Below are 13795 nucleotides of genomic sequence, written 5' to 3'. Positions count from 1 at the left end.
TTTGGCGAAACGGCTGCGATTGGAGCTTGCTTCGGGCCCTCTCCCTTACCTTAAACCTTGGCGTAATTACGAGTGGGGCTCCGTGCTTCTACTCATGTTCATTCACATTTCCTCTATTCCACGTTAGTTGCGCTGAGTGTTTCTCGCACTGCTGTACCGTCCCTTTTGCAAAAAAATCGGATGCGCTGAGAAAACCTTGGCCCTCCTCATGCTGATCGCCGCTAACGTCCTTTCCTGTTTCAGGGCTCCGCCACTCTCGGAGCTCTTTCTCGAATCCCAAGAAATCCAAAATCTTCTATGTCCTTTCCTCCTCATGATCCGCTCAAAACAGTCTTTATTTGAAAAGTCCCGCACCCGATTCACCGCGATCGTCTTTGCGGGCGACCTGCTCTTCGTCCTCGCCGCTATGCTGGTCGGGCACGCTGTGCGCTTCGAATACTTCTCCGAATTCCGTCCTACCGAGAGTTTTCCGCCGCTCATCGCTTACTGGAACCACTTCTGCCTCGGGCTTCTCCTCTACACCCTGATTTCACACAATCAGCACCTCTTTCGCTGGAGCGTCATGCTCTCGCGAGCTCGCACCCTAACGTCGGTGGTCAAGGTCACGGCCCTCTGGTCATTCTCTGTGGTCGGCCTCTCCTTGATGCTCGGCTTCGATCCACCGATTTCCCGCTTCTTCATGATCTGTTCAGCGGTGTCCTTTATTATCCTGCTGCCGCTCTGGCGCTTCGCCATGCACGCGGTCTTGCACGAGAGTGGCTTATTCGAGAACTGCTACCGCCACCTGGTAGTAGTGGGTACCGGATCGGAGGCTCAGCAGTTCGCCGGTCGCGTGAAAGAAGGGCGCTGCGATCTCCATCGCTTCCAGGGCTTCATTTCCACCGGTGCCGATTCGTTAGAAGAAGATCAGCTCGGTCGCTTGGACCAGTTGGAAGCGCTCATGAAAGAGGGCACCTTCGATAGCCTTGCCGTAGCTAATACCTGCCTGCCTAGCGCTGAGGTCGTACGCATCGCCAAACTCTGCGAACAGAACTTCGTCGAGTTCAAGGCCATCCCCAGCAGCTTCGAGGTGTTCTCTAGCTGTCTGCAGATCCATAACATGGGCGGCATGCCCGTCATGTCGCTCGCGGAGCTACCGCAAAACCGCGCCCTCAACCGCTTGATCAAGCGGGCGGTCGATATCGTTGGTGCTTCCATTGGACTTATGCTGTCTTTGCCTGTTTTTGCCATCCTGATTCCCCTTATTAAGAGAGAGTCGCCTGGGCCCGTTATCTACCGCCAGGTCCGCGTCGGCCAAGGGGGTAGGGAGTTCAAAGTGCTCAAGCTGCGTTCCATGAAGCTCGATGCCGAAGCCTCTGGCAAAGTCGGCTGGAGCACCCAAGACGATCCACGCCGCCTCCAGATTGGCAGTTTCATGCGCAAGTGGAACCTCGACGAGGTTCCGCAATTCTGGAACGTGCTCAAAGGCGAGATGAGCTTGGTCGGCCCCCGTCCCGAACGTCCCGAGCTCATCACCGACTTTATAAAAGAGATCCCTTACTATCAAAGCCGCCACAGCGTAAAGCCCGGTATGACTGGCTGGGCCCAAGTCAACGGTCTCCGCGGAGATACCAGCATCGCCGAGCGCATCCGTCACGACCTGCAATACATCGAAAACTGGAACGTCTGGATGGACCTCACGATCAAATTTAAGACGTTCTTTAATTACAAGGGGGCTTGTTAGGCCTAGCTCATTGTTTGTGAAGAAACCAAACCTATTTATCGTGGGAGCGCCAAAGTGCGGGACTACCTCATTGGCTAATTGGTTAGCTGGTCACAGTTCCGTTTTTATTTCCGATCCGAAAGAACCTGAATACTGGGACTTCGATCGTAAAAAAGGTTGGTCCAGTGACATTAATCGCTACGAAAGTTATTTTGATAATGCTGACGAGCGTCATGATATAGTGTGTGATGCCTCTACTGCGTATTTACGATCAAAGGTAGCGGTAAAACACATTGTTGAATACTCTCCTACGGCGAAGTTTATCGTAGGATTGAGAAACCCGGTTGATTTGGCATATTCATGGCATGGTGAGTTGTTGGTTGAAGGTTGTGAAAATGTTCGTGATTTTGAGACTGCGTGGAACCTCCAAGGGTGTCGATTGGCAGGACATGAAATTCCTCGGTTCTGCCCTGATTCTTCCAATCTATTGTATGGGGAGGTTGCTAGATTGGGTGCTCAATTAAGGTCTCTCAAAGAGCACGTGCACGAGGATCGATTGTTTGTTTATACTCTTGATGAAATGAAAAAAGATCCTAACGCCCTTTGGTGTCAATTGTTAGGTTTCTTGGAGCTAACCCCATCTTATGTTCCTGACTTTGAAGTTGCTAATAGGGCTCGGTCTGTTCCTAGCTGGATTAGTATTGGTGTCAGGGTTGTAGCTGATACAAAAAGAAGGATTGGGTTTTCCAAGGGATTGGGAATACTGAATGGTTTGGCTAGGATATCCTCAAGGGAAAGGCGGACGGTTTTTCCACCTTCTTTGAGGCAAAAATTGACTCTTCATTTTAGAGAAGATCTTGAGCTTTTATCTGAAGTGTCAGGCAAGGATTTGTCAGGCTGGGAAGGTAAATATTAATGTATTCATGAATAAAAAAGATCCAGTTTTGAAGAGCGTCCTTTTGGTTAGCTCAGTTTATGATCCGGTGTTTTTGGGTGGAGCGGAGCGAGTTGTTCAGGGACTTGCCGAAGGGTTAGTTGATCGTGGGATTAGGGTATGTGTTGTAACTACATGTTTCGGCGAGTCAAAGATTAGGAGGGTTTTGAATGGTGTAGAAATTGTGGGATTACCTGTGCTAAATATGTATAATCCATTTAATGATGAGAAGATTAGCAAACTTGATAAGGTGCTATGGCATGTCTTTGACTCGTACAATAGTTGGATGAAAAGAGCTTTTTTAGATATTCTGAAGGAATTTCAGCCGCAGGTAGTTAATACGCACACGTTAGCGGGCTTCTCTGTTTCAATATGGAGTGCCGTAAAATTATTGGGCATACCGTTGGTGCATACTTTTCATGATCAATACTTGCTTTGTGTGAACGGTGCTATGCAAAAATATGGGTCGAATTGCTCTCGACGTTGTTCAGCTTGCTTTTGTTCGTCTAGGCTAAAATCGCTTCACTTGAATAAGGTCGATACTTACATTGGTGTTAGCGATTTTATCGTAGATAGGCATCGGCTTTTTTTGTCTGGAGTTAGAAACAAGCGATCGGTGACTATCTATAACTCCTACGAGAGGCCTTCTTTGGATTGTGGTAAAGAGGTCGAATCGGGAAGTGGTATTCGCTTTGGTTTCTTGGGAGGTATACATCCGAGAAAGGGGATTGATAATCTTATTGAAAGCTTTCTGGGCTCGGATTTGCGTTACTCTTCTCTACTTATAGCGGGGAAAGGTGATCTCTCCTATGTCGAGAGCCTTAAGAAAAGAACAGAAGGTGCTTCAAACATTAAGTGGTTGGGTTTTGTTAACTCCGCCGGTTTTCTCCGTGAGGTGGATGTATTGGTCATCCCATCTGAGTGGCATGATACGGCACCATTGGCAGCTGTAGAGGGGATGGCTTGGGGGTGCCCTATTATAGCGTCTGATCGAGGTGGCCTACCTGAGTTGATCGGAGAAGCGGGGTGGCTTTTCGAGCCAAGCGAACTTGGTTCGCTCATCTCGCTGCTAGAGTATTGCGAAAGCAATTTACCTATTGTGCAACAGGTTGCACTCAAGGCCAAAGAAAGAGCCTCTTACTTCACTAGAAAGCGTATGCTAGACTCGTATGAAAATGAGTTTCTGAATGCGGTAGGCTAGCTATTCAGGACGACTCGTCGATTACACAGTTATGCTTTCCTCCGTTTTTTCATCCTTTGTAATACGCGTTTTAGGCGCTTTCTTGGCGTTTACTATGGGGGTTGTTGTGACTCGGAACCTTGGAGTGGACGATGCTGGCGTTTTCTTTTGGGGCTTTTCGCTTGTTGCTTTGGGGGCTTCGGTGGCAAGCATGGGCACTGAAGTGTCTGTGGTTCGGTTCGCAGGGGAGCAGAGATCTGCAGGTATCTCAGTTTTACGAAAGGCTTTACTTTTGGTTTTTGTGAGTGGTTCGCTTGTCGCGGTTATATACTATTTTGCTATTCCGCTTCGTGGCGTCGAAGGGAATGGAGGGGCTCATCTCAGAGCCTTTACCCCTGCGTTTGTCTTGTCACCTCTTCTTGTTGTGGTGTCGAGTTACTTGCAAGGGGCCGCTCGTGTTGTCGCGTCAGTGTTGGTTCTTAAGATTGTTGGGGTGTTGCTTTTCTGTGTTTTTATAATGGTGGCTGGTATTTCAAGCGTTCAGGCATCTGCTTATGCATATTCACTAGCATGCTTGGTTAGCTTGTTGATAGGGGTGTGGTTGCTCCGGAGTGTTTTCTTTTGCGGGATTGGAAAGGGAGTTGGTTGGCGGCAATTTGCGAGGAGTTTTTTTCCCTTGTGGCTGGTTGTAATTGCGGGAGCTCTTGTTCAATGGTTTTCACAAGTGATAGCAGGCGTTGTTGTTGATGCGGAAGAAATGGCTTGGTTCGCCGCCGCGGGAAGAACCTCCATGCTAGTGAATTTCGTTCTGATTGCAGTCAATTCAGTGGTCGGTCCTCGCTTTGCAGAATCATTCAGGAAAGGTGGGCGCGAGGGCGATTTGATATGCATCGTGAGATGGTCCGTAAGGGTGATGATCTTTGGATCTATTCCGCTTTTCTTGTTTCTCTACCTGTTTTCTGTGGGGTTAATGAATCTCTATGGTGATGGTTTTGGGTTTGGGTCTGGGCTGTTGAGGGTATTGCTGCTGGGGCAGTTTGTCTGTGCTCTGGCTGGACCTGTTGGGTATTTACTCATAATGACAGGTCATGAAGTTGACGCTATGCGAGGTGCTTTCGCTGCAGCGGGTACTGTCGTTTTGTTCACGTTAATAGCATTCTTTAAGACTGATGTTATGGGGTTCGCCTTAGCTACAGCTGCTGGTGTCGTAGTGCAGAATGTATATAATTCTTTTTGTGTTTGGAGAAGGCTTAATATTAATATTTTGACCGTGTGGTTCAAGTTACAAAAGGGTGAGACGGCGTGAGGGTTTTGGATACAATAAAACCGCTTGAACTGACTCTGTGCGTGTTGAATATTTTGGTCTGGTTGTTGGTTTGGCCGAGTGGCTACCTGCATTCCCTGTTAGGAGGAGGGGTTTATCTGAGGGAAGCCTTTGTTTTGTGTGTTCTCCTAATGAATGTGTTTCATTTTTTTAAAATGAGTGTCGGCCATTCGTATATTTTTCTATTCTTTGTTGTTTTAGGGATGATTTATATTGGTTTAGTTTGTTTATTTTACAATGTCTTTATTGTAGTAGAAATTGGATCTTTGGTTGTTATAAAGTGGGTTTTTTACTGGTTTTGGGCATTGACGTTCGGGCTTTTGGGTTGCAGCCGCTCCAAGGTTTGGTTGTGTTTCGTATTGAGTGTGTTTTTGCTCTGTTGTGTGGCGGAGGCGGGGGTTGGGTTGTTCGAAAGAATTAGTGGTGAGTATTTCATAGCTAGCCAAGGTGATAATCTCACGCTGGCTGGTAATCAGCTAAATAAGGAAAACGTCATGTTTGAGCCTGGTTTGATAAGGGTTAAAGGATTTCAGCGTGACGTATTCACATATTGTAACGTGTTGCTTTTGGGATGTTGTGTGGCCGTTCATTTAGGTTGTTTGTTCAGGAAACCGGCAATACTGCTTTGTCTCGCGGCTTTAGTGTCTTACTTTATTGTCTCAATTGCGGTTTCCGGAGGTCGATCGTCACTTTTTGGATGTTTGGCATTGATGTTAGCTGTGTTGGTTTGGTTGGTATCTGGTCTTTTCAAGAAGTGGATTATTACTGTTCCTATCGCGATGGTCTTGTTCTCGTTCGTATTTAGTGTTTTCGGCTTCGGGGGCGTGTTGGAATTTACAAGTGAACAGATTTTTGGTGGGAGTGCGTTCGGTGACCTGCAAAGTGCGGACATGCGCGAAAGGATTTGGGACAGGTATTGGGAGAACCTTGTTGGCGACACTTCAAAGTTTATTTTCGGTGATCTTTTGGTGGGGCTTATTTCGGCGGATAGCTTTGCAGTAGAGTTTGTTGATAATCAACTTCTCTGGATGTGGGTTTATTTTGGATTTGTTGGTGTTTTGTTCTATATCTTTTTGATGGTTGGGGTACCATTTAGAGTTAGTCAGGTCCAATCGGATAGTTCTGGGTTGTTGGTAGTTGTGTGTGTTGTTTCGGCAATTTCTGCCGAGGGAATTGCACGGGAGTCAATTTTTTTCCCTTCTTCGATATTCTTGTTTTTTGTTGTTGGTCTTTATGCCTCAAAACCGATATGTTGGAACGAATAATACACAAGCGTTTACCTCCTTCGATGAGAAGCGATAATTTAAGCATGTCGCTTACGCACGCTTACTACAAATTAAGGGGGAGTTTGTTAAGGGGATTGGCTTTTCGCCTTTTCCATTCTCGGTCTTGTGCTGGTTCGGTATTTATAAATAAGGGAGTGGAAATTTGGTATCCATCGAAGCTAAAGATGGGTGCGAATGTGAGTATCGGTAGATATAGTAAGCTTAATTGTTTGAGTACGAATGGAGTACTTTTAGGTGATCGGGTCACTCTCGGTGATTTCTGCTGGATACAGGGTACGTCCTATTTGTCAGATCCGGGTGACTCATTGGTAATTCATAGTAATGTTTATATAGGGCCTTACGCTGTTATTGGTTTTCATGGTCGGGTGGAGATCGGTTCAAATACTGCCATTGGTGCGAATCTTCAACTTTCAGCACAATCGCATGATATCGATGCGGTTGAAGATATTGCGCAAAAAACCGTACCTAGTCGTGGGATTGTGATTGGGAGTGAGTGTTGGATAGGGAATGGTGTTAAGATTCTCGACGGTGTGGAGGTTGGTGACAATGTTGTAATTGGAGCTGGTGCTGTAGTTAATAAGAGTATTCCATGTGGAGCGATTGCAGTTGGTATCCCCGCACGTGTTGTGAAGAGGAGAAATTTAGTATGATCGCTGAAGGTGTCAAATTGCTGGACCCTCTTGTTAGTACTACTCCTACTGGAATGGGAGTGGCCTCTGGAGGAGTGTTTTCGATGTTTGACGTTGAGACAGATGATACCCTGCATATAATATTAAAAAATATAAACGGATGTAGAAACGGTACTATTCGTTTTGTCTTGAGGTTTATGCTTCTTCAGGTATCGGCTCTATTTTTTTTGAGAAAAACAGTTGTGATTCTTTCTCATCATGGATTCTTGCTACCGTTTATAAAGCAGGTTGTGGTGGTTCATGATTTTATTAGTTTAGAGAATCCAAAGCAGCATAAGATGCAGACCCTGTATTTCAGATATGTGTTACCGATTGTTCTTAAAAACTGTGTGAAGATAGTGGTTATTTCTGACGATGTTAAACGGAAGTTGTTGCGACACTATGCCTGGTGCGATTCTCGAAAAATATTTGTGATACCATCGGTTAGCAAAAGAGTGGATGACTATCTAATAATGCCGAGGTCTAGACTAGATGAAAAATTGGCGTTCGGGAGGTTGTTGGTTGTGGGGGCGCGTTATCTTCATAAGCGCTTGGATTTTGCTCTTGCTACATTGAAAATACTACGAAAAGACCGTGGTTTAAACGTGAAGTTAACGGTTGTATCTGTGGATAAGACTCTTTGGCGTGGGTTTTCAGGATATGATTTATTGGAAGATAGCGAAGTCTCCTTAGGTTTTGATTATGCTAGTGAGGAGGAACTCTTGGATTGCTATACCCAAGCTAGTTTTCTCCTTCATTTCTCGAGTGCGGAGGGTTTCGGCTTGCCGCCAATAGAGGCTATGGCTCTAGGGGTTCCTGTTCTGAGTGCTGATTATCGGATCGCGAGAGAAACATGCGGGGATGGGGCTCTTTACTTCGACCCAAGCTCTCCTAGTAAGGTAGCTGATTTTATAGAGCAGGCTTTTCTTGGTCGATTTAGATCTGAATTAGAAAATGTTATTGATTGCGGAGATTCTAGAGCTTTAGAATTGGGAATCCAAAAAGCGAGAGAGAAATGGGTTGCTCTATTTAGAGGTTTGTAGGCGGGTGTTATTACGAATTTGACTGATTATGAGGGATTACGTGGTTATTATACCAACTTATAACGCTGAAAGCACTATTTCATTTTGTCTAGATGCCTTATTGAGGGTTTGTTCAAGTGAAGATATTCTTGTAGTGGATTCAAGGTCTTCAGATGCAACTGTCGATATTGTAAAAGGTCGGCAGGTTGATTGTAAGCTGATTCCTGACGTATTTAACCATGGGCTGACTCGTGAATTTGCCCGTAGATGTTACGAGTCTAGGGTTTGTGTTTACTTAACACAGGACGCAATTCTTTCCAACGATTCTTCGATTGAAAAGTTAGTTGAACCTTTGCTTTCTGGAGAGTGTGATATTGTTTATGGTAGGCAGCTTCCAAGAAGATGTTCAGGGGTTTTTGAGCGTTTTCCTAGGCAGTTCAGTTATGGGGATGATGATCAGATCCGATCAATTGAAGACATTGGAGAATATGGAGTTCATACATTCTTCTGCTCTAACAGTTTCGCGGCTTATTCGCAGGCTGCTTTGGATTCTGTCGGAGGGTTTCCGAAGGTTCTATCTAATGAAGACTACGTTGTTACCGCGATGATTCTAAAATTTGGGGGGAAGATTAAGTATTCTTCTAGCGTTTCTGTTGTTCATTCGCACCCCTTTCGTTCAATTGAGGAATTTAAGAGAAATTTTGACAACGGGTTCATGAGGAGGGATTACCAGTGGGTTTCTTCGCTCGTTGGCCCCGCAGAGTCTAGAGGAATTCTATTTGTGCGTGGACTGATATCTGCTGTTCGCGAAGATAACTTCCTCAAAATCCCTGTTGCCATTTGGGTATGCTGCGTGAAATGGGCAGGTTTTAGGGTTGGGTTTCTATTTGGTAAACATTTGCCTCCTTGGCTCTGTAGGCGACTCAGTGGCAGTGCGGCTTATTGGCAGTAGGTATTGGTAGACTAGTTGTTAATGTGTATGAAAAGTTTGTATGGTTGTTTCGGAGGGTTAGTTTTATGGGGCGTGAACTTTTTGCCAGGCTTGCCTTTTGTGAATAGGATTAGATGGAGGTTGTATAGTATCGCAGGAATCCGCTTCAAGGGTGCGTGTGGTTGTCTTGGACCGGTTACAATTACTCCATTTTGTGGTGCCGGCAATGTTCGGATCGGTAAGGGGTTTTTATTAATTCAGAAGTACGATTCGGTGTTGCCCTGGCCTGTGTATCGATTGGTAGCAATGTTAAGGTTGGTCCCAGGGTCATGTTCGAAACCATGAATCATTTGCCCAGCGAGGATGGGCGTATCGTAGACAAAGGTTCGCCTATTGTTGTAGAAGATGATGTTTGGATTGGTGCAGGTGCTATTTTATTGCCCGGCGTTCGAATCGGGCGAGGTGCTATCGTGGCTGCAGGAGCTGTGGTTACAAAGGATGTTCCAGCGTTTGCTCGCGTTGGTGGAGTGCCAGCTACCCCGCTAAATTGAGAGTTTAGAATTTAAGGGTTTTAACGTTTGTCCACTAAGACGTCATGTTTCTGAAGGTTCGGTTAGGTTCGGTTTTAATTGCGGCTTTGCTAAGGTGCTTTATCCTGACGCTTGTTGCTACACTCGGAACAGGTGCTTATGCTGCATCTGATTTAGTCCTTTTTGATGGATTTGAGGATAATAGCACTTGGAGATCCCGGCTAGTTTCCGGTGCAGATCATGGTGCTTGGTTTGCGAACGATTTCTATCTGGGTTGCAGCAAGCAGAATATTAGGAGTGGTTTGTCTTCAGGGGTTGTCTATTTTTCTTTTGATGAGAAAGGGGAGCACTGTCTCAGTTTTACCAGAGCTTTGGTTAGTGGGATTAGAATGAAGGGGTTAAGTGAAGTGTTAGTTGATATTGATCCATGTGATCAAAATCTTGCTTTCGAAGTTGTGCTAAAAACAGCTAATGGTGGCGTATATGTATTAGATCGTGAGGAGGTTGTTGGGGAGGGGTGGAGAACGCTAAGCTTTGATGTTTTGGGTGTTAATAGTGGAGAAAATTTGGAAAATGCTTTTATACAAGAATTGAGAGTGTATGTGAGTGGTGAGGATGGCACATTTTATATAGATAACTTAAGGGGGGTTGGAATTGCGGATCAGGGGTTCTCTGTTTCGGTATTAAGTCGAGGTGATTCTATTGAGCGTCTTTACGGAAGTGATATTGAGTTGAACTATAGAATAACAAATAACAGGGGTTATCCATTGGTTATTGATGTTGAGAGTCGTTTTGGGAGCATTGATAATGAATACTTGGCAGAGGAAGGGAGGAGAATTATTGTTGAGCCATATGAAAATGCAGACCTGTTATTTACCTATGATGATTGCGTTTATGGCGCATATTTTATGACACTGAAATTTTCAGGAGATGGGGATTCGATATCGTTGGATGACTATGCTGTTCGGTTAAATGATGATTTTGGTACTGGAAGTGATGGGGGGGACTTTAAGTTTGGCATTCAAGACTTAGTTATGTGGCAATCTAGGGAGGAGACAATACTGCACAATCGCTTTATCGAGGTACTGGAGCTAGATGTTGTTAAGGTTTTTATTACGGGCGAACAGCTGCAACCTTCTCGTGGACGAACGAGAGGTGAGCGATTTTTTAAAGTTATTGATGAATATGGTGATCTAGGGTTGGAAGTGTCGGTTCTGTATACGCACCGTGTGCCTGGTTGGACGCAGTTTCGGAGCTCTGCCAGAACTGTTCCAGATGATTGGAAAGGATTCAGCGAGCATTCAGGTTTAGTTGGCCGTTTGCTCTCAAATAAAACTAATGTTAGGTATGTTGAGTTCTGGAACGAGCCGAACTCCGAGAATTATTTTGTGGGTACGGAAAAGGAATACTCAAAGATGCTCTCAGTCTTCGCCACAGGCATTAAATCAAATAGCTCTTATTTGAGGGTTGTATCTGGAGGGTTGTCGGGTCCCAGTCCGTATATCGACAGGTCTTTCGGACCCGAGGTAGCGAAAGTAAGTTCGGTTGATTTGTTTGGATACCATAGCCATGGAGGTCTTGCGTCTTATCAACGAGATTACAAAAAGGTTTTAGATCTGTTAGGGCGTGAAGGCAGGCGAACCGCGAATACAGAGACTGGTGAGATCTCTTTCGGGGCTGGGGCGTCTGCCTTAAATCAAGCTGTCGCATTGATTCAGAAATTTGTGTATTCTATGTCAAATATGACAGATGAATACCTGATTTGGTTTACTTTGCAGGATTATAGCGATATGGATATTGTCGAGTCAGGATCATACGGCCTTATCACGGTCGAAAATAGTCCCAAACCATCCTTTGCCAGCTATTATGTGCTGCTACGTGCGTTAAGGGGAACAAAGTTTTTATCAAAAGTTAATTTGGGAGATTCGGTACGAGCGTATGCGTTTACTAGAGAAGGACCTGAAAGGGCAGTGGTCGTAGTTTGGCTTGCGGATAGGGTAAAGCCACACACATTGCAATTGCGGACCGAGGAGAATACAGGTTCAGTAAAGGTTATCGACGCTTTCGGTAAAGAAAAGATTGTTTATTCAGAGAATGGGTATGTGGAAGTAGAAGTTGGCTGGGTTCCTTTATATCTGTTTACGGGTACGACAAGGGTTGTTCTAGATTTGTAGGAAAATAAATATTGCTCGTTCTTTCTTAGTTGCTTTTGCGATCCCAGAGTTCTTCCTACAGTAGGTTTCACAAGCTACATCGGTTCAAGGTTTAGCCAATTTACGAACACCAGGGTTTCAGAAGAGGTTGAACGTCGGATTATTAAAATACGTTCTCTAGCTACCCGATAAGGCGCCCCATTTGGTGTCGCCGGGAGTTGCTTTGAGCTGTTGCGAAAGGAGCCTACAGCGTTATCTACTGTATCTTGATTTTTTCGTATAGACACAGAGAATAGAGATGGAATGATAGCGGATACACTACCTGTCAATAAGCGACGACGTTTACTAACGATTGGTTTCTCCGGAATGTGGTAAAGGCGTGTTTTATTGTATCTATGCACAAGGCTTGTGAGTTGCTGAGTTTGTTCTAGTTTACTGATATAATTATTTGAACTGTCACATTTTACCAAACAAGTGTTTAGGTTTTGCTTACTGTCGCTATTAGATCTAACGAATGTTGTGGCTGCTGCACAAATTTCCCGAAATGCATTGCAGTAGGGGCTTTAAGGGGAATCCTGTAGTGCGGATTTAACGCCCAGTTGTCTCTGATATGGAAAGAAGTGCCCCTCTCGTTTCGGTAGTCATACCGGCCTACAACGCCGAGATGTTTCTCGTTGAGGCGATCGAGTCGGCAATTAGTCAGACGCACCGCCACCTGGAGGTGATCGTGGTCGACGATGGCTCGACGGACCGGACCAAGGAAATCGCCGAGCTCTATGCGGAGAAGGATTCGCGGGTGTCTGTCATCAGCGGACCCAATGCAGGCGTAGGGGCGGCCCGCAACCGCGGCATCGCCTCGGCTCGCGGGCAGTACTTTGCCCCCTTGGACGCGGACGATCGCTGGTTTCCGGACAAGCTGGAACGGCAGTTGGCAGCGATGGGTGGCGAGGAGAGCGACACGGGCCTGGTCTACTGCTGGACCCGCTCCATGCGCTACGACGGGACGTTTCGGACTGCCTTGCCAAACATCGACATCGCTGGATATCGCTTCCTTTCGCTGTTCTATCGGAACTATACCAACAATGCCAGCACGCCCCTGTTTCGCATGTCCTGCGTGAGGGAAGTCGGCGGCTACCGCACCCGCGAGCAACAGCGAGGCGGGCAAGGCTGCGAGGACTGGGACATCTGCTTGCGCATCGCCCGTCGCTGGAAGGTCGGGGTGGTTGCGGACCACTTGCTCGGCTACCGCAAGTACCGCGGGGCCATGTCCAAGAATTATCGAGGCATGTGCCTTTCTTACCAAACGCTGTTCGAGGAGAAGGCGGCGGATTATCCGGAAGTCTCGCGCCGGGTGCGTCGCTGGGCGGCTGCAAATTTCTACGCTTACTTGCTGCATGCCAGCACCCAGACCGGTGGGTTTAAGGAGATCATGACTCTGATCGGCCTGACCGTATCCAAGGACTGGATGCGGCTTTTTTCGGTTTTGCCGTACCGGGCGTTTGTGGGAAGTTTCAAGTTCCTGCTTATGAAGGAGGAGGAGGCGAGGCTGCCTATGAACCAGTCAGGTCGTACCGAGTTCGAACCCGGGGCCAAGTCGAGCTTCCAGGAGAAGGCGTCGAAGACTTTGAGCGCCGTGTTTCTGTGGATTGAGGAACGTCGCTGGCAGCGGGTGCAGGAGCTGGACAAGCAGCGCGAGTGAGTGGCCGACAAGAGCCGCCCTGAGCAACGGGTGGTGTAGAGCGGTTAGTTGGGTGTAGTGAAAGGAGAGGGAGATTGGATGCTAAGTCATGGAGTTGATGGCCACCACCGAGTTGATAGCCACCAAAAGGCGCTACCGAGCGCAGCGACATGACCACAAGAACCCAAGAACTAACCGATGAAGGACCTTCGCTATAACGAGTGCAAAGAAGGCGAAGTTATAGCGAGCCCCACAGTGCAGGATCTTTTTGCGCCTCTTCGTGGCTAAAAGCACAGCACAACCTGATCAGACCGTCCGGAGATAATTGCCACCAAAAGGCGCGAAAAATCAGGCCGATGAAGGACCTTCGCTATAACGAAGGCAAAG

11 protein-coding genes are annotated in these 13795 nt (G+C 46.5%); all 11 read left to right on the top strand.

The window, feature by feature from the left end; translation table 11 throughout:
* The first annotated feature begins 313 nt into the window (after nucleotides 1-313).
* The gene (locus QEH53_RS21560) at nucleotides 314-1723 is read left to right on the top strand and encodes a sugar transferase (protein WP_309025300.1); all 1410 of its coding nucleotides are present in this window, start codon (nucleotides 314-316) and stop codon (nucleotides 1721-1723) included.
* A 16-nt stretch (nucleotides 1724-1739) separates the two neighbouring features.
* Nucleotides 1740-2618: a sulfotransferase domain-containing protein gene (locus QEH53_RS21555; RefSeq protein ID WP_309025299.1), complete on the top strand. Its 879-nt coding sequence runs from the start codon at nucleotides 1740-1742 to the stop codon at nucleotides 2616-2618.
* 7 nt (nucleotides 2619-2625) lie between these two features.
* The gene (locus QEH53_RS21550; protein WP_309025298.1) at nucleotides 2626-3837 is read left to right on the top strand and encodes a glycosyltransferase family 4 protein; all 1212 of its coding nucleotides are present in this window, start codon (nucleotides 2626-2628) and stop codon (nucleotides 3835-3837) included.
* Nucleotides 3838-3868: 31 nt separating this feature from the next.
* Complete coding sequence (locus tag QEH53_RS21545; protein ID WP_309025297.1) at nucleotides 3869-5122, top strand: oligosaccharide flippase family protein; 1254 nt, start codon at nucleotides 3869-3871, stop codon at nucleotides 5120-5122.
* Between the two features lie 5 nt (nucleotides 5123-5127).
* A complete protein-coding gene (locus QEH53_RS21540) occupies nucleotides 5128-6405 on the top strand; it encodes a hypothetical protein (RefSeq protein ID WP_309025296.1) in 1278 nt (425 codons plus the stop codon).
* A gap of 230 nt (nucleotides 6406-6635) precedes the next feature.
* The gene (locus tag QEH53_RS21535; RefSeq protein ID WP_309025295.1) at nucleotides 6636-7076 is read left to right on the top strand and encodes an acyltransferase; all 441 of its coding nucleotides are present in this window, start codon (nucleotides 6636-6638) and stop codon (nucleotides 7074-7076) included.
* Nucleotides 7073-8137, top strand: coding sequence for a glycosyltransferase (locus tag QEH53_RS21530; protein WP_309025294.1), 1065 nt, complete (start codon nucleotides 7073-7075; stop codon nucleotides 8135-8137). The genes QEH53_RS21535 and QEH53_RS21530 overlap by 4 nt, the downstream gene beginning before the upstream one ends.
* A gap of 28 nt (nucleotides 8138-8165) precedes the next feature.
* The gene (locus QEH53_RS21525; RefSeq protein WP_309025293.1) at nucleotides 8166-9068 is read left to right on the top strand and encodes a glycosyltransferase family 2 protein; all 903 of its coding nucleotides are present in this window, start codon (nucleotides 8166-8168) and stop codon (nucleotides 9066-9068) included.
* Between the two features lie 308 nt (nucleotides 9069-9376).
* Nucleotides 9377-9598: a DapH/DapD/GlmU-related protein gene (locus tag QEH53_RS21520; RefSeq protein WP_309025292.1), complete on the top strand. Its 222-nt coding sequence runs from the start codon at nucleotides 9377-9379 to the stop codon at nucleotides 9596-9598.
* Between the two features lie 44 nt (nucleotides 9599-9642).
* The gene (locus QEH53_RS21515) at nucleotides 9643-11751 is read left to right on the top strand and encodes a hypothetical protein (RefSeq protein WP_309025291.1); all 2109 of its coding nucleotides are present in this window, start codon (nucleotides 9643-9645) and stop codon (nucleotides 11749-11751) included.
* 589 nt (nucleotides 11752-12340) lie between these two features.
* Nucleotides 12341-13429 (top strand): glycosyltransferase family A protein, encoded by a 1089-nt coding sequence (locus QEH53_RS21510; protein WP_309025290.1) that lies wholly within the window; start codon nucleotides 12341-12343, stop codon nucleotides 13427-13429.
* Nucleotides 13430-13795: the final 366 nt, after the last annotated feature.

Source organism: Pelagicoccus sp. SDUM812002 (assembly GCF_031127835.1).
Lineage (GTDB): Bacteria > Verrucomicrobiota > Verrucomicrobiia > Opitutales > Opitutaceae > Pelagicoccus.
Note: the sequence above shows the minus strand (reverse complement) of the source record. Positions and strands in the feature narration are given on the sequence as shown.

Coding starts and splice junctions, on each gene's coding strand:
- QEH53_RS21515 (WP_309025291.1), top strand. CDS start 9,643: ATGTTTCTGAAGGTTCGGTTAGGTTCGGTTTTAATTGCGGCTTTGCTA.
- QEH53_RS21545 (WP_309025297.1), top strand. CDS start 3,869: ATGCTTTCCTCCGTTTTTTCATCCTTTGTAATACGCGTTTTAGGCGCT.
- QEH53_RS21510 (WP_309025290.1), top strand. CDS start 12,341: ATGGAAAGAAGTGCCCCTCTCGTTTCGGTAGTCATACCGGCCTACAAC.
- QEH53_RS21530 (WP_309025294.1), top strand. CDS start 7,073: ATGATCGCTGAAGGTGTCAAATTGCTGGACCCTCTTGTTAGTACTACT.
- QEH53_RS21550 (WP_309025298.1), top strand. CDS start 2,626: ATGAATAAAAAAGATCCAGTTTTGAAGAGCGTCCTTTTGGTTAGCTCA.
- QEH53_RS21560 (WP_309025300.1), top strand. CDS start 314: ATGATCCGCTCAAAACAGTCTTTATTTGAAAAGTCCCGCACCCGATTC.
- QEH53_RS21525 (WP_309025293.1), top strand. CDS start 8,166: ATGAGGGATTACGTGGTTATTATACCAACTTATAACGCTGAAAGCACT.
- QEH53_RS21520 (WP_309025292.1), top strand. CDS start 9,377: ATGTTCGAAACCATGAATCATTTGCCCAGCGAGGATGGGCGTATCGTA.